The sequence below is a fragment of the Acinetobacter sp. 226-1 genome (genome assembly GCF_030329325.1).
GTDB classification, from domain to species: Bacteria; Pseudomonadota; Gammaproteobacteria; order Pseudomonadales; family Moraxellaceae; genus Acinetobacter; species Acinetobacter sichuanensis.
Map to the genome: position 1 here is coordinate 379,113 of NZ_JACANU010000003.1, position 17,652 is coordinate 396,764.

19 protein-coding genes, 2 tRNA genes and 1 pseudogene are annotated in these 17,652 nt (G+C 38.1%); 10 read left to right on the forward strand and 12 right to left on the reverse strand.

What is annotated here, in order from left to right:
- The first annotated feature begins 210 nt into the window (after window positions 1-210).
- The gene (locus tag HX124_RS07885) at window positions 211-1,671 is read left to right on the forward strand and encodes an ATP-binding protein (RefSeq protein WP_286376099.1); all 1,461 of its coding nucleotides are present in this window, start codon (window positions 211-213) and stop codon (window positions 1,669-1,671) included.
- Window positions 1,672-1,876: 205 nt separating this feature from the next.
- Window positions 1,877-3,397 (forward strand): succinyl-CoA:acetate CoA-transferase ScpC, encoded by a 1,521-nt coding sequence (scpC, locus tag HX124_RS07890; RefSeq protein WP_107007184.1) that lies wholly within the window; start codon window positions 1,877-1,879, stop codon window positions 3,395-3,397.
- Between the two features lie 136 nt (window positions 3,398-3,533).
- Here the strand turns inward: scpC and HX124_RS07895 are convergent.
- Window positions 3,534-5,170, reverse strand: a pseudogene (locus tag HX124_RS07895) (GMC family oxidoreductase).
- Between the two features lie 220 nt (window positions 5,171-5,390).
- Between HX124_RS07895 and HX124_RS07900 the strand changes: the two are divergent.
- The gene (locus tag HX124_RS07900; RefSeq protein ID WP_107007185.1) at window positions 5,391-5,810 is read left to right on the forward strand and encodes a GNAT family acetyltransferase; all 420 of its coding nucleotides are present in this window, start codon (window positions 5,391-5,393) and stop codon (window positions 5,808-5,810) included.
- 57 nt (window positions 5,811-5,867) lie between these two features.
- Here HX124_RS07900 and HX124_RS07905 read toward each other — a convergent pair whose 3' ends face one another.
- The 4 genes from HX124_RS07905 to HX124_RS07920 all read right to left on the reverse strand — a co-directional run bounded on the left by HX124_RS07905 (window position 5,868) and on the right by HX124_RS07920 (window position 7,667).
- Entirely contained in the window at window positions 5,868-6,629 is a 762-nt protein-coding gene (locus tag HX124_RS07905) for a class I SAM-dependent methyltransferase (RefSeq protein WP_286383040.1), read from the reverse strand.
- 225 nt (window positions 6,630-6,854) lie between these two features.
- Window positions 6,855-6,930 (reverse strand) — tRNA-Phe (locus HX124_RS07910).
- A 135-nt stretch (window positions 6,931-7,065) separates the two neighbouring features.
- Window positions 7,066-7,141 (reverse strand) — tRNA-Phe (locus HX124_RS07915).
- Window positions 7,142-7,289: 148 nt separating this feature from the next.
- Window positions 7,290-7,667, reverse strand: a complete 378-nt coding sequence (locus HX124_RS07920; protein ID WP_286383007.1) for a GNAT family N-acetyltransferase — start codon at window positions 7,665-7,667, stop codon at window positions 7,290-7,292.
- Between the two features lie 102 nt (window positions 7,668-7,769).
- Here HX124_RS07920 and hisB point away from each other — a divergent pair, with 102 nt between their 5' ends.
- The 3 genes from hisB (at window position 7,770) to HX124_RS07935 (ending at window position 9,724) form a co-directional block, all read left to right on the forward strand.
- Window positions 7,770-8,363 (forward strand): imidazoleglycerol-phosphate dehydratase HisB, encoded by a 594-nt coding sequence (hisB, locus tag HX124_RS07925; protein WP_107007188.1) that lies wholly within the window; start codon window positions 7,770-7,772, stop codon window positions 8,361-8,363.
- Window positions 8,363-8,980 carry an imidazole glycerol phosphate synthase subunit HisH gene (gene hisH / locus HX124_RS07930; RefSeq protein WP_286383006.1) on the forward strand — a complete coding sequence of 206 codons (618 nt, stop codon included), beginning with the start codon at window positions 8,363-8,365 and terminating at the stop codon, window positions 8,978-8,980. Before hisB ends, hisH begins: the two co-directional genes overlap by 1 nt.
- Window positions 8,981-9,163: 183 nt before the next feature.
- Window positions 9,164-9,724, forward strand: coding sequence for a DUF805 domain-containing protein (locus HX124_RS07935; protein WP_286383005.1), 561 nt, complete (start codon window positions 9,164-9,166; stop codon window positions 9,722-9,724).
- A gap of 166 nt (window positions 9,725-9,890) precedes the next feature.
- Here HX124_RS07935 and HX124_RS07940 read toward each other — a convergent pair whose 3' ends face one another.
- Window positions 9,891-10,301, reverse strand: a complete 411-nt coding sequence (locus HX124_RS07940; RefSeq protein WP_286383004.1) for a transcriptional regulator — start codon at window positions 10,299-10,301, stop codon at window positions 9,891-9,893.
- Window positions 10,302-10,394: 93 nt separating this feature from the next.
- On the opposite strand from HX124_RS07940, the gene HX124_RS07945 reads away from it, so the two are divergent.
- The gene (locus HX124_RS07945; protein WP_286383003.1) at window positions 10,395-11,000 is read left to right on the forward strand and encodes a 3'-5' exonuclease; all 606 of its coding nucleotides are present in this window, start codon (window positions 10,395-10,397) and stop codon (window positions 10,998-11,000) included.
- A 110-nt stretch (window positions 11,001-11,110) separates the two neighbouring features.
- Window positions 11,111-11,842, forward strand: coding sequence for a 1-(5-phosphoribosyl)-5-[(5-phosphoribosylamino)methylideneamino]imidazole-4-carboxamide isomerase (hisA, locus tag HX124_RS07950; RefSeq protein WP_107007193.1), 732 nt, complete (start codon window positions 11,111-11,113; stop codon window positions 11,840-11,842).
- A gap of 80 nt (window positions 11,843-11,922) precedes the next feature.
- On the opposite strand, the gene HX124_RS07955 is transcribed toward hisA, so the two are convergent.
- Window positions 11,923-12,216, reverse strand: coding sequence for an antibiotic biosynthesis monooxygenase family protein (locus HX124_RS07955; protein ID WP_286383002.1), 294 nt, complete (start codon window positions 12,214-12,216; stop codon window positions 11,923-11,925).
- Between the two features lie 181 nt (window positions 12,217-12,397).
- Between HX124_RS07955 and HX124_RS07960 the strand changes: the two genes are divergently transcribed.
- The gene (locus HX124_RS07960; RefSeq protein ID WP_286383001.1) at window positions 12,398-13,312 is read left to right on the forward strand and encodes a DMT family transporter; all 915 of its coding nucleotides are present in this window, start codon (window positions 12,398-12,400) and stop codon (window positions 13,310-13,312) included.
- Between the two features lie 4 nt (window positions 13,313-13,316).
- Here the strand turns inward: HX124_RS07960 and HX124_RS07965 are convergent, their stop codons facing one another.
- The 4 genes from HX124_RS07965 to HX124_RS07980 are packed head-to-tail and all read right to left on the reverse strand — an operon-like array spanning window position 13,317 to window position 15,687.
- Entirely contained in the window at window positions 13,317-13,634 is a 318-nt protein-coding gene (locus HX124_RS07965) for an antibiotic biosynthesis monooxygenase family protein (protein ID WP_286383000.1), read from the reverse strand.
- A 15-nt stretch (window positions 13,635-13,649) separates the two neighbouring features.
- The gene (locus HX124_RS07970; protein ID WP_286382999.1) at window positions 13,650-14,042 is read right to left on the reverse strand and encodes a DUF4870 family protein; all 393 of its coding nucleotides are present in this window, start codon (window positions 14,040-14,042) and stop codon (window positions 13,650-13,652) included.
- Window positions 14,043-14,073: 31 nt separating this feature from the next.
- Window positions 14,074-14,697 (reverse strand): DUF1294 domain-containing protein, encoded by a 624-nt coding sequence (locus HX124_RS07975; RefSeq protein WP_286382998.1) that lies wholly within the window; start codon window positions 14,695-14,697, stop codon window positions 14,074-14,076.
- A 39-nt stretch (window positions 14,698-14,736) separates the two neighbouring features.
- A complete protein-coding gene (locus tag HX124_RS07980; RefSeq protein WP_286382997.1) occupies window positions 14,737-15,687 on the reverse strand; it encodes a homoserine kinase in 951 nt (316 codons plus the stop codon).
- Between the two features lie 113 nt (window positions 15,688-15,800).
- Between HX124_RS07980 and hisF the strand changes: the two genes are divergently transcribed.
- Window positions 15,801-16,559 carry an imidazole glycerol phosphate synthase subunit HisF gene (gene hisF / locus HX124_RS07985; protein ID WP_107007200.1) on the forward strand — a complete coding sequence of 253 codons (759 nt, stop codon included), beginning with the start codon at window positions 15,801-15,803 and terminating at the stop codon, window positions 16,557-16,559.
- Between the two features lie 311 nt (window positions 16,560-16,870).
- On the opposite strand, the gene HX124_RS07990 is transcribed toward hisF, so the two are convergent.
- Window positions 16,871-17,488, reverse strand: a complete 618-nt coding sequence (locus HX124_RS07990) for a hypothetical protein (protein WP_286383039.1) — start codon at window positions 17,486-17,488, stop codon at window positions 16,871-16,873.
- Window positions 17,489-17,652: the final 164 nt, after the last annotated feature.

Below are 17,652 nucleotides of genomic sequence, written 5' to 3' on the forward strand. Positions count from 1 at the left end.
TAGCTTAAGCACTTTGATTTTATTTAATAAGTTAATTTTAACCAAGCTCATTTCTATTATTTTAAGTTTAGCTCTAGATCATCTCAATCTTACGATTGGCTATCAATAATGGCTGAAACAAGCACAACCCAACATATTTGATCTTGACCTACACGCCACGTACATTACACTGAAATCAATCAAAATATTGCACAGCATTGGAATGCCACTGTGAAATTAGATCCAATCGACCCACAAGCTTTTTCAGAATTTTCGGCTTATCAAGAAAAGAAGCGTACTCCTTGGGAACGTTTCCTCGATAAAATCAAACCGCGTTCGGCAGCCATGCGCACAACAGTTTTGGTTTTATTTGTCGTATTTTTCAGTTTATTTATGTCTTTGTGGTTTTTTTGGAAAACTTTATATTTACCTGAAATTCAACAACATGCACGTTTTTTAGCAGTTGAATTAGAAATGGTGAATAATCCACGTTTGCAGATTTATCATGATGAAGTTCAACTTGATATTGATGAATGGCTAAAACAGCGGGTAGGTGTTGAATACATCACAGACCCTAAAGAATATCCAAATGTAAAAGATAAAGTGATTGCTGACTTTTTTACTAATCGTATCGAGCATCAATTAGCACAAGAACTCGATATGAAAGATGTAACTGTGTATTTCCAATTTAAACCTAGCCCACGTATTTGGGTACAAACACCTGAAATGAATGGCAATTGGGTCCGTGAGCCATTAAAAACCTATGCAAATTACAGCCCTGAGCTCATTTTAGGTTGGCTTTTGGGTATTCCACTCATTGCAGCAGCCATTATTTTGACCTTGGTTAGACAATTAAATCGACCATTACGCCGTTTGCAAAATGCAGCAAATAGCTACAGTAAAACAGGAAAAGCGCCTTATCTGGAAACCAACCATGGACCTCAAGAAATTCGTGAGGTAAACCAAGCATTTAACCATATGATTTACACCTTAGAGCAAACTGAACGTGATCGTCAAATCATGCTCGCAGGGATTTCTCATGACTTACGCACCCCACTGACCCGTATCCGCCTCAGTGCTGAAATGATGCCTGACGAAGACTTTTTAAAAGAAGGCTTAATTTATGATGTTGAGGATATGGATGCAATTTTAAATCAGTTTATTTCTTATATGCGTGATGGTTCAGATGAAGAATTACAAGAAACGGATATAAATAGCCTTTTGCAAGAGCTCAGCATTCAGTTTAAACCTTTAGATATCCGTTTTACTCCACATGAAATTCCAACGATTACAGCCCGCTCATTATCGTTAAAACGTCTGATTGGTAACTTGATTAACAACTCAAAACGCTATGGAGCTGAACCAATTGAACTGGCTGCCTATGTAGAAGGTGAGCAAATTAAAATCAGTGTTTCAGATCATGGTGAAGGGATTCCTGAAGATCAAATTGCAGATCTGATGCAACCTTTTGTACGTGGAAATGCAGCAAGAACTGTACAAGGCAGTGGTTTAGGCTTGGCTATTGTAAAAAGAATTGTCGATATTCATCAGGGTCAACTCGATATTCACAATCGTTCAGAAGGCGGTTTACAGGCAATTATTTCCTTACCCATTTCCCCAGTAGAGCCAGAAGAAAATCCAAATCACAATCCAATTCAAAAGATTAAACAAACATTGAGTGATCGTTTTTAACTATTGCTCAATAAAGAAACAGTCAGTATTGTTTGCTTAACAAACAGGCACTATTATTTCCTTATAAAATAGCAACTTAAAAACCATCACCAAAATTTATACCCACATTTACTGAAAAAATTAGACCTTAGCATTAGAGGCATGCACAATTTACTTTTAGGGCGGTACAATCCGTCTAGTTTTGAACAAGAATTGAGCGTAAACCATGTCTTTAGATCGTATTCGTTTAGCATCTCTCCATGACAAAATCATGAGTGCAGAACAAGCTGCCACTTTTATCCAAGATGGTATGACAGTAGGTATGAGTGGTTTTACTCGTGCAGGTGAAGCGAAAGCTGTTCCTTTAGCGCTAGTTAAACAAGCCCAAACTAACCCGTTGAAAATCACATTAATCACGGGTGCAAGTCTGGGGAATGATCTAGATAAGCAACTAACAGAAGCTGGTGTGCTTGCACGTCGTTTGCCTTTCCAAGTTGATAACACTTTACGTAAAGCGATCAACAAAGGTGAAGTAATGTTCATCGATCAACACTTGTCTGAAACTGTTGAACAAATGCGTAATCTTCAATTGAAAAAACCTGATGTTGCAATCATTGAAGCTGTTGCAATCACTGAAGATGGTGGCATCATTCCAACAACTTCTGTAGGTAACTCTGCAAGTTTTGCAATTTTTGCTGAAAAAGTGATTGTTGAAATCAACACTAATTTAAGCCCTGCGTTTGAAGGCTTACACGATATTTATATCCCAACGTATCGCCCAACACGCCAACCAATTCCATTGACTCAAGTCGATGAGCGTATTGGTACACCTGCAATCAATATCGATCCAGCGAAAATCGTGGGTATCGTGATTAACAGCGAATACCATGATTCTCCATCAACTGTGACATTACCAGATGATGAAACTCAAGGTATTGCAAATCACTTGATCGCTTTCCTTGAAAAAGAAGTGGCTGAAGATCGTTTACCACCAAACTTAGGTCCATTACAAGCAGGGATTGGTTCTATTGCCAATGCTGTATTAACAGGTCTTAAAGATTCTAATTTTGAAGATTTAGTGATGTATTCTGAAGTACTGCAAGACTGTACTTTTGAATTGATCGATGCAGGTAAAATGAAATTTGCTTCAGGTTCTTCGATTACACTTTCTGCTAAATATGGCGAAAAAGTATTTAATAACCTTGAACAATACAAAGACAAACTTGTATTACGTCCACAGGAAATTTCAAACCATCCTGAATTGGTACGTCGTTTAGGTATCATCGGGATCAACACTGCATTAGAGTTCGATATTTACGGTAACGTAAACTCAACTCACGTTTGTGGTACCAAAATGATGAACGGTATCGGTGGTTCAGGTGACTTCGCACGTAATGCTCACCTTGCAATCTTCGTAACCAAATCAATTGCAAAAGGTGGCGACATTTCTTCTGTTGTTCCATTTGCATCACACATTGACCATGCAGAACACGACGTTGACATCCTTGTAACAGAACAAGGTCTTGCAGACTTACGTGGTCTTGCACCACGTGAACGTGCTCGTGCCATCATCGACAACTGTGCACATCCAATGTACCGCGATGCATTGAATGATTACTTTGATCGTGCTTGTGAAAAAGGCGGTCAAACACCTCACATTCTTCGTGAAGCGCTTTCTTGGCACTCAAACTTTGAAGAAACAGGTCATATGTTGACTGCACAAGCTCAAGAGAAAAAATCTGCTTAAGATTTTCAATTTTGAGTTGAAATGAGAAACGCCCTGATGGGCGTTTTTTATTGCACAAGTGGGAGACAATTTATATGCCCCTCTCTCTAACTCTCTCCCAAAGGGAGAGAGGACTTTTTCAATATTGATCAATCAATTATGCAACTTCACCGACTTGTACTTTCTTGTCAATAAACGCCACACTCGCCTGATCCTGACGAATCATATCCACCGCTTTTTCCGCAATCATAATAGCAGGCGCATTGGTATTGCCATTGACCACCGTTGGCATAATCGAAGCATCAACCACACGTAGGTTTTGAACTCCATAAACCCGTAAACGTGCATCAACCACCGCCATATCATCTACCCCCATCTTACAACTCCCGACAGGATGATAAACCGTATCTGAACGCTCTCTGAGAATATGGCGAATCTCCTCATCTGTTTGCACATCCGCAGTGAATAAATCTTTTTTAATAATGTCTTTGAATGCCTGTGAATGCATCAATTTTTGAGTCAGTTTAAATCCTTTAACCATTTCTTCCAAGTCAGACTCATCATCATAAAAATTAGGGTCAATCAATAATGGATCATCAATACTCGCACCACTGATTTTAATCGTGCCACGGCTTTTTGGATTGAGCAAACACACATGGCAAGAAATTCCATGTCCCATATGCATGGTACGTGCATGATTATCAACAAGTGCTACGACAAAATGTAACTGTAAATTCGGTAAAGTTTGTTCAGGCGAACTTTAAAAAAAACCACCACACTCAGCAAAATTAGTAGTAATCAACCCCTTACGTTCCTTACGATAACGCTGAATCTGCCTCCATAAATCCATCGAACCTTTCAATGAAAGACCAAATGTGCCCGGGATTGCATCAACTTTATAACCAAAAATAAAATCAGGATGATCGTGGAAATTTTTACCTACACCTGCCAAATGCTTTTTCACTTCAATGCCGTGTTGAGCCAATTCTTGCTGATCACCCACCCCTGACAACATCAGAATTTGAGGCGATTGCATCGCACCTGCGCTCAGTAACACTTCACGGCGTGCATAAATCTGTTTCACTTGACCCGCTTGTTTGTACTCCACACCAACAGCGACACCATTTTCAATCAAAATCCGTTGAGTCTGTGCATGAATTTCAACTGTTAAATTTTTACGTTCACGGTGCGGAAATAAATATGCACGTGCTGAACTACAACGTTCACCATTGATATGTGTGACCTGATAAACGCCTAAGCCCTCTTGTTCTGCGCCATTAAAATCATCTAAAATTTTATAGCCTTGCTCTTTTGCCGCAGCCAAATAGCGCGCTTGTAAAGGATTTTCACTTTGTAAATCGGTGACAGATAATGGACCATCATTGCCATGATGGCATTGCGAATACGCTGATTATTCTCAGATTTTATAAAATAGGGCAAAACTTCCTGATACGACCATCCATCATTGCCCAAGGCTGCCCAATGATCATAATCCTGTGCATTGCCACGGATATACACCATGGCATTAATCGCAGATGACCCTCCTAAGCACTTACCACGAGGCTGATAGCCCTTGCGTCCATTCAGTCCTTTTTGAGGTACCGTTTCAAATGCCCAATTATTGATTTTAGTCGGTATGCTGATCACCGCTGCACAGGGCACCTCAACTTTCCAACCGTCGCCACCACCGCCAACTTCAAGTAAACAGACCGAGACATTTGGGTCTTCCGATAAACGCCCAGCCAATACACAGCCTGAACTGCCCCCACCAATGATGATGTAATCAAATTCCATTTTATTCACGTGATATCCTTGTTGTTTTAAATTTACGCTTTTTTTCATTATGCATATATTTACTGTTTAAAGAATCATTTCAGCTCAATAATGCAACAATTATGATAATGTGCAAAAATAGTTTTTCGACTCAATTGTATAAAAATCACACTTATCATTGCCTGATTTTTCGATTAATCTGTAGCAAATAACATTTAAAAACAAGAGATCAGCACACCTTATGTTTATGATTCGTCAGTTTCAGGAAAATGATCTGGAAAATGTCATCGCCCTTTGGGAGCTCTGCGATTTAACCCGTCCGTGGAATAATCCTGAAATTGATATTTTCCGCAAAACAGCGCAGCAAGATGGCTTATTTTTATTGGCTGTCAAAGATGAGCAACTGATTGCAACCGTTATGGGCGGCTATGATGGGCATCGTGGTTGGGTGAATTATTTGGCAGTCCATCCACATGCACAGCGCAATGGTGTTGCAACCGCACTGATTCAACAATTGGAAAAACGTTTAATTGCATTGGGTTGCCCAAAACTTCAGCTTTTGATTCGTAAAGAAAATATTGATGTACAAAGCTTCTATGAACAATTGGGCTATGAGGAAATTGAGGTGGTCTGTTTAGGCAAACGTTTGATTCAGGATTAAAAAATTGTAAATATCAAACTCAAGGCTACAACAAGAACATCAAATATTAATGTTGTCCTACTTTTTCAAAAAGCGCTTTTTCTTGACAGCTTTAAGCTTGCCAATGCGTAAAAAAATTGGAAACTCAACCTCAAATACACCTTCATATTGCTGAAGATGTTCTGCTAACTCTAAAAGAGGCTCATCTTGATTTTTTTGATGATAATGTTTAACAGCAGACCAAGTTGATAAATATTTCAAAAGCTGTGCAGATGACCACTGATATTGCATTTTAAATGCAGGTACAACGATTTCCTCAAAGGGAAATGGAATGGTCTGATATAACTCATCAATATAACGACGCTCCGCATCCCAATAAGAATGCAGCTTTTCTGTATAAAGCTTATGAATGAGTGCATTTACAGCCTCATGCTCAACATGAATTAAACCATACCCAATCACGGCAAATATGCCTTCTGGCTTTAAAGTACGCTGCACTTCTTGATAAAAATTTTTAAAATTAAACCAATGAATTGCTTGTGCCACACAAATCAGATCAAAACTTTGTTTAATAAAGTTTGTTTTTTCGGCAGACTGTACTTGGTAGCTGACATTTTCAAAATAAGGTGCATTTTGTAACTGCGTTGGACTAATATCCGTTGCCACAACATGATCAAAATAAGGGGCAAGTAATTGTGTAAACTGTCCCGAACCTGCACCACAATCCCATGCAAAGCTTTTTTCAGGGACGTGCTTAAGTACCTCTAATACAACTTCTTGAGGATAACTGGGTCGAGCCTGTTGATAGAGCTGACTATTATTGGAAAATAAATCTTTCATTTTTATATTTTGCGACATAGTTCTCATTTATTCACTAATATACACATCATAAAATTGAATATTGAGCATATTGTCTAACAATTCATTCCCTAAAATAGATGAATATGTAATCATAAAATTGAATATACCTGATTTAAAACCCGTCAGATGACTTCGTAGTACAATTTTATTTTTACACATAGAATAAAAAAAGCCTCAAATAAATATTTGAGGCTTTTTAAAATATGGTGGCGAGACCCAGGATCGAACTGGGGACACACGGATTTTCAATCCGTTGCTCTACCTACTGAGCTATCACGCCGATGTCGTGTATTAAGCCGTATCTGTATGAATTAGTCAATAAAAATCATCAATTTTTTATTCGTTCGAGTATTTTTTGGGCAAAAAAAAATCTCTGATGGGATCAGAGATTGAAAACACAAATATGTTTTGAATATGGTGGCGAGACCCAGGATCGAACTGGGGACACACGGATTTTCAATCCGTTGCTCTACCTACTGAGCTATCACGCCGATGGGGCGTATTAAACAATTTAAAGCATTTCACGTCAAGTCTATAAATGCATAAATTTATTCAATAGTCTATTTTTACAGCAATATTGAGTGTTTTTGAACTAAATTGATTAAAAAAGACCGTTATTCATAAGGCTCATTTAAAAAACTATAGTTTATTTAAGTGAGCAAGACAGCGATGAATAGCACCACAACCTGGTTCAAATTTTTTCGTGCCTTTCTCTTCTTCCATACGACATGCTTCAGCAACTAAACGCTCAGCAACACCTCGTCCACGATTTGCAGGATGAACCACGATATTTTCTAGAGTTTTACTTTCGCCCTGTCCTGTACACCAAATTGCACCAATAATTTTGGTATTAAATTCTGCTGTGTAAAGTAGGGTATAATGAGCTAAGTTTTGCTCAAGTTGCTCAATAGCATCTTTACCATCTCCAAATTCGGGACTGGTATCATAAAGGCGCTCAAGTTGATCACGAACTTCTGCATTTTCTAGTGAAGTTTTAGCATGTACGGTAATAGGCATTGATTAACCCTCCTGAGCAATCTAATATGCTGTCACTTTCGTCACAGCGAAACATCTTTACATCAAACTTTTAATTTTTGACGTTTTTTGAGGAACGTGTCTATGGCACAACGTATCAGTGAAGTGGTAAGAAACACCAACGAAACCAAAATTCGAGTTCGAGTGAATCTTGATGGTACAGGTCAAGGCACGCTGAATACAGGCATTCCATTTTTAGACCATATGATTGATCAAATCAAGCGTCATGGTTTATTTGACATTGATATTCATTGTGATGGCGATTTAGAAATCGATGATCACCACACCGTTGAAGATTGTGGGATCACGCTTGGACAAGCTTTTGCTCAGGCATTGGGCGACAAAAAAGGTTTAAAACGTTACGGTCATTTCTATGCACCGCTGGATGAGTCATTAAGCCGTGTTGTAGTTGATCTGTCAGGTCGCCCAGGTTTATTTATGGATATTCCATTTACTCGTGCCATGATTGGTCGTTTTGACGTCGATTTATTCTCAGAATTTTTCCAAGGTTTTGTCAATCACGCATTGATGACAGTACACATTGACAATTTAAAAGGCAAAAATAGCCACCACCAAATTGAAAGTGTATTTAAAGCATTTGCGCGTGCTTTGCGTATGGCGTGTGAAGTTGATCCACGTGCAGAAAATACTGTTGCTTCAACCAAAGGAACTTTGTAATGACCCGTATTGCCCTTCTTGACTATGGCATGGGAAATCTTCACTCCGCAGCAAAAGCACTTGAACATGTCGGTGCAACTGTAGATGTGACCAATGATCCAAAACTGATTGCTCAAGCAGACAAAATCGTATTTCCGGGTGTTGGTGCAATGCGTGACTGTATTCAAGGCATGCATGAAGCAGGGATCGACGAAGTTGTACGTCAAGCTGCATTTAACAAACCTGTTTTAGCGATTTGCGTCGGCATGCAAGCACTGCTTGAGTCTTCTGAAGAAAATGGTGGCACTGCTGCTTTAGGTATTTTTGAAGGTGCTGTAAAGCATTTTCCTGAAATCGAAAATCTCAAAGTTCCACATATGGGATGGAATCAGGTGCATCAAGCAGATCCATCTCATCCGATGTGGAAAGATATTGAGCAGGATGCACGTTTTTATTTCGTACATAGCTATTATGTTGAACCCAAAGATCAAAGCTTAGTGGCTGCAACTTGTAATTATGGCTTACAGTTCTGTACTGCAATCCATAAAGAAAACCTGTTTGCGACCCAGTTCCATCCTGAAAAAAGTCATACTGCAGGTTTGCAATTGTTGAAAAACTTTGTGGAATGGAAGATTTAAATTTGAGTTAATTTGAACTGAGCCAAGACAATTTGGCTCAGTTTAAGCCAAAATATTATTGAACAAGTAAAATCTTAATTTGATTTATTTTCTTTTTTGTTTACCATTTAATCAGATTTAAAACAAAACATACGTTTAAATTTTAAAAATACATTTTCTATCAATCTCAATTGAGTAAATAAAATGAATAATAATATTCAATCTAGCGACTCAGGTCTGAGCGCTAACGGACGCTTTGGGCGTTTATCCTATCTTGCGTGGAATATGCTGCTTGGCTTCTTCGTCATGTTTTGCTGCGTACTTATCGCGATCATTATGCCAAGTATGATGGCAAATATGACTTCAGGAACAGGTCCGTCTATAGGACTGATTTTATTCTTTATTCTCATCTATGCTGTGATGCTATATTTCATTGTTATATTTACAATTCGCCGCTTACACGACTTAAATAAATCAGGCTGGTTATCTCTGATTTTCCTCATTCCTGTCATTAGCTTGTTTTTCTGGATCTATATTTCTTGTGCTAAAGGCGATGAAAGACGTAATAATTATGGTCAACCAAGAGAAACTCGAGGCTGGGAAAAAGTATTAGGCTGGATTTATATCATTATGATTCCACTGAGCCTTATTTTAACGGTTGCTGTAGCGATTCCTGCTTATCAAAGTTATGTCAAAAATACAGAAGCACTACGTATGCAGTTAGAACAAATGCAACTAGAACCAACCGCTGAATATTCAGAATAATACGGCATCAACATCAATATTTTTCATTTGAATAAAAAATCAAGCCAAGACATTTGGCTTGATGAATATACGAATCTGCCAATTTTCTTTTTATCATCATTCAATATATGAGGTTATACCGATTCTATTTTATCTTTCATAAATGATTAGTTAAACCCTTCAGGGCTTAATGATTCGACTCATTTTTCGTTACAAAACCACCCTCTAAAGGCTCAACACTGATTTTAATCTCGGCTTTTAAGTTTAAAGCAGCATAACGTTGCTTAATTTCATTCAACAATTGTTCCATAGTCGCCTGACTCAAATCTAACTCTGATTCAGCATAGGCTTTGTTCACTAATTCTTCACGGTCTTGTTGCTTGCTTTCATTCCAACGTTCAGTCATTCCAATCAAACGCGCCAACTCAATTAAACTTTGCGCACTAGACGGTGTAGAGCTTTGTAGCCACTTACTCATCGTTCCTTTGGAAGTCTCTAGAACATTAACAATATCACTCGCTTTAATATTTTTATCTTGGATCAACTGCTTTAAACGTTTTGCGCCTTCTATTAAAAGATCATCATCTTTTTCAGCCATAGCTGTTCTCCCAATTACTCAGCTCACAAAGCTACCACCTTTTGTCTAAGTTTGTTATAACAATACGATGATTTTTTAATATGCTGAGTAACAGTGAATCCTCTTACTTCACCACTTCCAAGCAAAGAAGATATTCAAAACTTACCGCGGTTTCAAAATTTAGCGATAAAAAATATTGTCGTGATTGGTTCATTACAACAATGCCAAACAATTGAAAATGAAATTAAAAATGCTGAAATTTTAGGTTTTGACAGTGAATCCAAACCGACATTTAACAAAGGTGAAATTCAGACGGGACCGCATTTGATTCAACTCGCAACTACTGAAAAAGCTTATTTATTTCAGTTTTCAGCAGAAATTCTACTGTTTTTAAAACCTATACTTGAAAATCCTGATCAAATCAAAGTGGGTTTTGGTTTAAAAAATGATGCGCATTTGTTTCGAAAAAAAGGCATTGAATTTAGAAATATTATTGAATTATCCAAATGCTTTTCCAGTTTTGGCATCAAAAATCCTGTCGGGATTAAAAATGCAATGGCGCTTTTATTTCAGGTGAATTTTCCAAAAAGCAAAACCATCAGCACATCCAATTGGGCACGTAAAAGCCTCACCCAACCCCAAATCGAATATGCCGCAGCCGATGCTTATGCGCCTGTACTTATTTTCAAAGAATTGCAGCGTTTGGCAATAATCCATTGAATAGCCGTATTTAGCTGAATAAAAGCGCAAACTATCACTTAGAAAATGATCAAGTTTTTGCTAAGATGAGCCTCATTAAATTTTGATGAGATTAGGCAAGGAGCGAAAGCATGCTGATCATCCCTGCGATTGACCTGAAAGATGGCAAATGTGTCCGTTTAAAACAAGGTCGTATGGAAGACGATACCGTATTTTCTGATGATCCAGTGGCAACTGCACAACATTGGGTAAATGAAGGCGCTCGTCGTTTGCATCTGGTGGATTTAAATGGTGCTTTTGCAGGTACGCCAATCCATAAACCTGTGGTTGAAGCGATTGCCAAAGCTCAGCCTGATCTTCCGATTCAAATTGGCGGTGGGATCCGTTCTTTGGAAACCATTGAGCATTATCTTGATGCTGGCGTGTCTTTTGTCATTATTGGTACAAAAGCAGTGAAAGAGCCTGAATTTGTTGAAGAGGCATGTAAAAAGTTTGCAGGTCGCATCATTGTCGGCATTGATGCCATTAATGGTATGGTTGCAACCGATGGTTGGGCAAATGTGACTGATGTCAAAGCGACAGATTTGGCAAAACGTTTTGCTGATGCAGGTGTTTCAAGCATCGTTTATACTGACATTGCCCGTGATGGCATGATGCAAGGTGTTAACGTGGAGCAAACTGTACATCTTGCTGAGTTCTCAGGCTTGCCTGTGATTGCGTCAGGTGGTGTGACCAATCTGGATGATGTCCGTAATTTACGTGGTAAAGCAGGTATTTTAGGTGCAATTACAGGTCGTGCGATTTATGAAGGGACTTTAAACCTTCGTGAAGCGCAATTACTTTTAGATGATCAAGGTCTATAAGTTCAGTCATTTAAAATGATATAAAAAAGAGAACGTTAGGTTCTCTTTTTTATCATGCAATCTACTGCCCAATCAGAATATTATGCCAAAGTATTTTCAAAATGTTGCATCTGAATTTTTTCTGCTAGAAATGGTTTCATGGCTAAAAACCACTGTTTAAATTCTTCGGTTTTCATAAATACGTCAGTATGTGCTTCTAGACTCGTCCAATAAATTTGTAAAATATACTGCTGTTTATTTTCAATACCACGAATCAATTTAAACTTTTCACACGCTTCTGCATGTCGGAAAATATCTGAAAGCTCATAAAACTTCTTTTCAAATGCATTTTGTTGCCCTTCAATAATATGAAAGACAGCTTGTTCAATCACCATGCTTATTCTCCTTATTTAGCGATGATTATCCAAACATAAAAACATGACGATAGATAGACTATAAATTATGATCTTAATCTTAAAATATTGTCTATTTCCAATATTACGCTATCACAGATCTATTGCAGAATAAAAAAAATAAGCAGACCATAGCGCCAATATTTTGTCATTTTTTTATTTTATGAACTCCTCCTTCATTCAACAAAAGATGCCCCAAATCGCATTGGTGATCATGACCATGATTTGGGGAGGAACTTTTGTTGTTGTACAGCATGCTTTAAATTACAGCTCTCCAATGTTTTTTGTCGGTTGTCGCTTTGCGATAGCCGCTTTTATAGTCGGCTTATTGTCTTGGAAGTATATGAAAGGCATTCAACGTCATGAGGTTTTTGCAGGTGCTTTGATTGGCATCGCCATTTCCACAGGTTATGGCACGCAAACCATCGGAATGCAAACAATCAGCAGTAGTGAATCCGCGTTTTTAACAGCCTTATATGTCCCTTTAGTTCCCATTTTATTATGGCTTATTTTCCGTAAAGTTCCGCATATTATGACCTTACTTGGTGTCATTTTTGCTTTTTTAGGACTGGTCTTATTGACTGGAAATAATCTAAACCAAATTCATTTAAATTCAGGGCAAATCATTACCATCTTGGGGTCTATCGCGATCGCGATTGAAATTATTTTAATTGGTTATTTTGCTGGAAAAGTAAATATACAGCGTGTCACAGTCATCCAGCTGTTTTTTGCTTCATTGGTTTCTTTTATCGCCATGCCATTAGCAAGTGAACATCATATTCCACAATTTTCATGGGGCTTGGTTTCACTTGCTGTCATCTTGGGTTTAACCAGTGCGTTATTACAGTCTTTAATGAATTGGGCACAGCGTTCTGTTCCACCTTCACAGGCTGCGATTATCTATGCAGGTGAGCCAGTCTGGGCTGCGCTGTTTGGGCGTATTGCAGGCGAACGTTTACCTGCTATCGCCTTACTCGGTGGTCTACTTGTTGTCATCGGGGTCATTGTGAGTGAATGGAGACCCAAGTTTTTACAACGTCACTCACAAGTCAGCAAAACTGATTCTGTAAAAGATTAAAATTTTATTCAGGACGTTCTTTCTTGCTCAACATCATACAGGGTGCATAATATTCTACCGTTGGCATCGGGTCGTAAAATGGATGTAACAAGGCTTTCCACTGTTGATATTCAGCAGATTTGCGAAAGCCTTCAGTATGATCTTCAAGTTTGTCCCAAAATACGAGCAAAATATAACAATGTTCATCTTCAATATTTTTGATCAGTTGCAGTGCATTTAAACCTGACATTGGATAAATAAATGCCTTTGCTTGTTTAAATGCAACTTCAAATGCCTGACTTTGATCAGGGCGAATGGTCAAGTGAACATGTTCTATAATCATCTTGTTTCCATGTTTTTATAGAGGCAAAGCTTGATTATCATTTAAAGCAATGATGCCTCGAATTGCTCGATAAACAATCCACACCCATGAAAAAAATAAAACAGCTCCACAGAAGATTGTTGCACTGAGCGCAATGCCTGCAAAGGCATTGACATTATCCCCTGTAAAAAATAGAAAAAGAAATGGGACAAAAGCCAAAACCGTCCAGATCAGATACCACCAAAAAGTACGAATTTGCCATTTAAAATGGCTTTCAAAAATCGTACCACGAACAGAATCTAATTTTACATAATTGATAATTAAAGCAATGACTGCCAAAAGTCCTGCGGAAAAAATCGCAACAATATAAAGAATATATAAAATCAAAGTGAGAGATTTACTGTTGTTCGGGTCTACATAATTATTCATGTGGTCTCCTTTACAAATCTAGTTCTTCACCTCAAATTTTAAAAACGTTTAAAGGTGAAATCAGCCATAAAATCAATAAAATATTTAAAAATATAGTACAGAAATAAATCTTTCTAAAAGGTTGTTTTTGTGTTTTATGTCGTAACCGTTGTTGTGCCAACCAAGCCGCTGCCCAACCACCTAAAAATGCTAAAATATGTAAGGTATTTTCAGGAACACGTTGTTTACCCAGTTGAGCTGCTTCTTTGTCTTGTGCATAAAACCAATAGGTTATGATATTGATAATACTGATAAATAACAGCACCATACCACTCAGCAAACCACTGATGGATAAGCCCGCCAAAGCAATAATATAAACTACACATAAAATTTGCATGGGTTGTAGTTTTTGTGGCTTATTCTGTAAAGATTGCTTTGTCGTGCTATTTTTACGTGTTTGTGATGCCTTTAAATAACTGACTTGTTTCGCTTTAAAACGTCCATCACCATCAACCTGTACGACATATTCTAAAGCGCACCCCAAAATCGGACGTGGACCTTTTTGTGCAAAATCCTTGATATGTAAAAATACACGACCTTTAGAGTCATCATTGGGTTGGATAAAGCCATAGCCTTTATCATCAAACCATTCAACTAAACGTCCTTGATCACGCATTTTGACCTTCCTGATTTTGGGTAAGTGCTATTTGATTGTTTATGCTGTTACAAACTTTAATCTTTCTACCAGCATATTACGCATTTCTAAAGGATTTTTCTGCAAAATATCTTCGCCAGTTCGCCCTTCTGCTTGATTCATTTGCGCGACTTGTAAACGCATCATCCAAAAACGCCCTGCAGCCATTGCCAAGTACAACTCCAAACATGATTTTTCATCTGAAGTTAAAGGACGAATAGATGAATAAGCATTTAAGAATGCCATGGCTTTTGCTTCATTCAAACCCACATCAGGATATTCAGTACAAAAATCATTTAAGGTAATGGCAATATCAAATAATAATTCATCATGATTTAATTCATAAAAATCTAAAATACCTTTGAGTTGTTCGCCCTCAAATAAGGTATTGTCACGAAATAAATCTGAATGAATCAAACCTTTGGGACGGTCAGGATACATCGCAGTCAATGCTTCATATACACCTAAAAGATTGTTGAGCAATGCAGTATCTGCAACATTCAAAGTCGGTTTAATCTGACGGGCAACGTTATACCAATAGGCATGATCACGTGCATTTTGACGCTGTAAAGGAAAGTCTTGCAATGCCACATGCATTTTTGCCTGAGCAATCGCAATCTGCTCGACTTGCGCAAGCGTCGATGGCATGGGATGTTTGCCTGACATACGTGGTGCAATTTGTGCAGGTTTATCTTTTAAAATTTGAATATATTGCCCATTACATTTTAAAGGAACAGGCACAGCTAAGCCTTGCTCCCCCAGACGTTCCAAAATAGGAATGATTTCCCCTGCTGCTTGTGCATCCATATTTTCAAACAAAGTTAAAACATATTGTGCCGCATCTGCACAGACAATAAAATAATTGGTATTTTGAATCCCGCCTTGAATCGGATTCAGCTCGACCACCTCCAATCCATAAGGTGCTGCAAAAGCCTGAACTTCCTTTAAACTCAAAGTGGTATAAACCGACATAGAAAACCTGCGAAAAAACTTACATAAGTTTGATAGAATACCTGCTCTGACTTGCGAGGTGTAGCACCAACATCGCTCAGTTTCATAATCGGCTGTTATTTTTGGAAAAAATTATGCTTGCTAAACGTATTATTCCTTGCCTAGACGTAGATAATGGGCGTGTAGTGAAAGGTGTACAATTTCTTGATATTCGTGATGCGGGTGACCCTGTTGAAGTTGCTCGTCGCTATAACGAACAAGGTGCCGATGAAATTACCTTCCTTGACATCACTGCAACTTCAAATGGACGTGATACGACGTATCGAACAGTAGAGCGCATGGCTGAATCTGTGTTCGTTCCACTCACTGTAGGCGGTGGTGTACGTAAAGTTGAAGATATTCGTTTACTACTCAATGCAGGTGCAGACAAAGTCAGTATCAACTCCGCTGCCATTTATAATCCAGAATTTGTACAGGAAGCGTCTCAGCGTTTTGGCGCACAATGTATTGTGGTTGCAATCGACGCCAAAAAAACAGGCAACAATAAATGGGAAATCTTTACCCATGGCGGTCGAAAAGAAACAGGTATTGATGCCATTGAATGGGCTGTGAAAATGGCAGACTTCGGTGCAGGTGAGTTATTGGTAACTTCAATGGATGCAGACGGCACCAAAGCAGGTTATGACATCGAACTCATGCGCAACATCAATGACCGTGTCACCATTCCAACCATTGCCTCAGGTGGTGTGGGCAATTTACAGCATTTAGCAGATGGTATTTTAAAAGGTGGGGCAGATGCTGTTTTAGCAGCGTCTATTTTCCACTTTGGGCAATACACCATTCCTGAAGCGAAACAATATCTTGCAGAACAAGGCATTGAAATGCGTCTTTGATCTCAATAATTTATAAAATCAAATTTAAGAGTATTCAAATGAATGCTCTTTTTTTTAATTCTAAAAAATAAGATCACATCATAAATGTACTGCGGTATTAAATAGATAAAAAAAAGGAGTCTAGACGACTCCTTATAAACCGAAAAAAAGGAAACTACAACGCTTAGATTCTTTTATCTCATTCGGTAAGTTAAATTTACGATGATTTGCGCTGACAATATTGACAAAAAAAACTTATTTTTATGACAATGTGCGACAAACCTCATCAAAAAATGTTGATTTAAAAAATAACCTATTCATTTTATTGAGTTTTATTTAACTTCACTCAATTCAAGCAATTGCTTTTGTTGTACCCATTGCACAGGAAAAAAATGTTCAACTTGAGCACTCAACCATTTTGCTGCACTTTTTGGTAATGTAATCCCTAAAGGGTTTTGTTCTTTTAAGTCACTTGAGGACACCACGCGAGTTCCTAAAAGATAATCAAACCAAGGCTTAGTGACACACCAGTTTGCATCCTGATTCGAATTCATATGGTGGTCATAGTGCCAAGGAATTTTTTTCTTTGCCCACATGGGCTCTAAATGAGCACGTCGATGAATATAATAATAATTAACAGCACTATAGATAGATGCTGCTGCCATTCCCTTAGAGAAAGGATAAAAAATACAACTCGCTGCACTTGCGACAACAGCCAAAGAAATAATCTCGTTACGTGTACGCCAATGTGAAACGCCTTCTACATAACTATGATCATGAAATTCGACTTTGCGCACCTCTCTATGATGCTCCCAATGTGACTTCATACTACGAGGAACAGGGCTAAAACGAGGTTTTCCTGTGCGGTGTGTGCCATGCAAAATATATTTATGTGCAACCCATTCAAAACCATTGGCAAAAATTAAACCTGCTACAAAACCTTTTATCATCTGCATGCTCCTACGTCCTTTTTATCACTATAAAGCAGCATGAATAAAAGATATTGACCTAAAAAATAACATAATTGACATATTGCGACATTTTTTTACTTTTTTTGTTTGTCGTAATTTATGGTAACTTGTCCGCTCAATCCACTGCGTGTTTAAATGCGCCG

Excerpts from the sequence above, each read along its gene's own strand:
- scpC (WP_107007184.1), top strand. The coding sequence starts at position 1,877 with ATGTCTTTAGATCGTATTCGTTTAGCATCTCTCCATGACAAAATCATG.
- HX124_RS07900 (WP_107007185.1), top strand. The coding sequence starts at position 5,391 with ATGTTTATGATTCGTCAGTTTCAGGAAAATGATCTGGAAAATGTCATC.
- HX124_RS07905 (WP_286383040.1), bottom strand. The coding sequence starts at position 6,629 with ATGAAAGATTTATTTTCCAATAATAGTCAGCTCTATCAACAGGCTCGA.
- HX124_RS07920 (WP_286383007.1), bottom strand. The coding sequence starts at position 7,667 with ATGCCTATTACCGTACATGCTAAAACTTCACTAGAAAATGCAGAAGTT.
- hisB (WP_107007188.1), top strand. The coding sequence starts at position 7,770 with ATGGCACAACGTATCAGTGAAGTGGTAAGAAACACCAACGAAACCAAA.
- hisH (WP_286383006.1), top strand. The coding sequence starts at position 8,363 with ATGACCCGTATTGCCCTTCTTGACTATGGCATGGGAAATCTTCACTCC.
- HX124_RS07935 (WP_286383005.1), top strand. The coding sequence starts at position 9,164 with ATGAATAATAATATTCAATCTAGCGACTCAGGTCTGAGCGCTAACGGA.
- HX124_RS07940 (WP_286383004.1), bottom strand. The coding sequence starts at position 10,301 with ATGGCTGAAAAAGATGATGATCTTTTAATAGAAGGCGCAAAACGTTTA.
- hisA (WP_107007193.1), top strand. The coding sequence starts at position 11,111 with ATGCTGATCATCCCTGCGATTGACCTGAAAGATGGCAAATGTGTCCGT.
- HX124_RS07955 (WP_286383002.1), bottom strand. The coding sequence starts at position 12,216 with ATGGTGATTGAACAAGCTGTCTTTCATATTATTGAAGGGCAACAAAAT.
- HX124_RS07960 (WP_286383001.1), top strand. The coding sequence starts at position 12,398 with ATGAACTCCTCCTTCATTCAACAAAAGATGCCCCAAATCGCATTGGTG.
- HX124_RS07965 (WP_286383000.1), bottom strand. The coding sequence starts at position 13,634 with ATGATTATAGAACATGTTCACTTGACCATTCGCCCTGATCAAAGTCAG.
- HX124_RS07970 (WP_286382999.1), bottom strand. The coding sequence starts at position 14,042 with ATGAATAATTATGTAGACCCGAACAACAGTAAATCTCTCACTTTGATT.
- HX124_RS07975 (WP_286382998.1), bottom strand. The coding sequence starts at position 14,697 with ATGCGTGATCAAGGACGTTTAGTTGAATGGTTTGATGATAAAGGCTAT.
- HX124_RS07980 (WP_286382997.1), bottom strand. The coding sequence starts at position 15,687 with ATGTCGGTTTATACCACTTTGAGTTTAAAGGAAGTTCAGGCTTTTGCA.
- hisF (WP_107007200.1), top strand. The coding sequence starts at position 15,801 with ATGCTTGCTAAACGTATTATTCCTTGCCTAGACGTAGATAATGGGCGT.
- HX124_RS07990 (WP_286383039.1), bottom strand. The coding sequence starts at position 17,488 with ATGATAAAAGGTTTTGTAGCAGGTTTAATTTTTGCCAATGGTTTTGAA.